The sequence below is a fragment of the Cupriavidus mimosae genome (genome assembly GCF_023952485.1).
Taxonomy (GTDB): Bacteria; Pseudomonadota; Gammaproteobacteria; order Burkholderiales; family Burkholderiaceae; genus Cupriavidus; species Cupriavidus taiwanensis_C.
In genome coordinates, this window is the sequence record NZ_JALHRY010000110.1 from 1 (window position 1) to 628 (window position 628).

Annotated in this window: 1 protein-coding gene; it reads right to left on the reverse strand. The window is 63.5% G+C overall.

Going from position 1 to position 628, the window contains the following annotated elements:
- Nucleotides 1-38: 38 nt before the first annotated feature.
- A partial coding sequence (locus tag MKD50_RS30565) for a transposase (RefSeq protein ID WP_252669787.1) occupies nt 39-628 on the reverse strand: 590 nt, incomplete at its 5' end.

Here is a 628-nt window from a genome sequence, read left to right on the forward strand (position 1 = left end):
GGATGAAGTTGACAAGCGCGTGGTGTGCTTTCGCTCGTTTATGGCGTCCGTATTGGTGGCCACGGAGCGCGTACCGCACTTGCCTGCGGTCGCGCTTGCTTCCAGCGCGAGAACAGCCGTTGGTAAGCGTGCTCAGCTTGTTCGCCTGCCGCACGCTCCAGATCCCGGACGGACTTCAGATTGTAGGCGGCGGCAGACCCCTTGCGGCTACCGCGACGCGCAGGCATGCCTGCCTGCAGTTCCAGCTCACGGGTCTTGCGCGCAGTCAGCGCCGGGCGATCCCAGGCGAAGGCTTCGTTACGCGTGAGGACGTGCCACACGATGATCGCCACCTTGCGTGCCGTGGCAACAGCCGCGATCTGCTGACCGCGACGATCCCGGATACGAAGGAAGAAGGCTCGGACGGGGCCGGCCGTTTGGGCTGCGGCCCAGGCAGCGTCGACCAGCATGGCACGCGCATAGGAACGTCCGCGCTTGCTGATGTGTCCGTGCTTTGCTGGCTGCAAGCCGGATTGGTAGACCGAAGGATTGAGGCCAAAGTAGCTGACCAGTTTCTGCGGCGAACGAAAGCGAGCGATATCGCCAATGGCCGAGATCAACCCGATCGCAACGGTGGTGTTGATGCCGG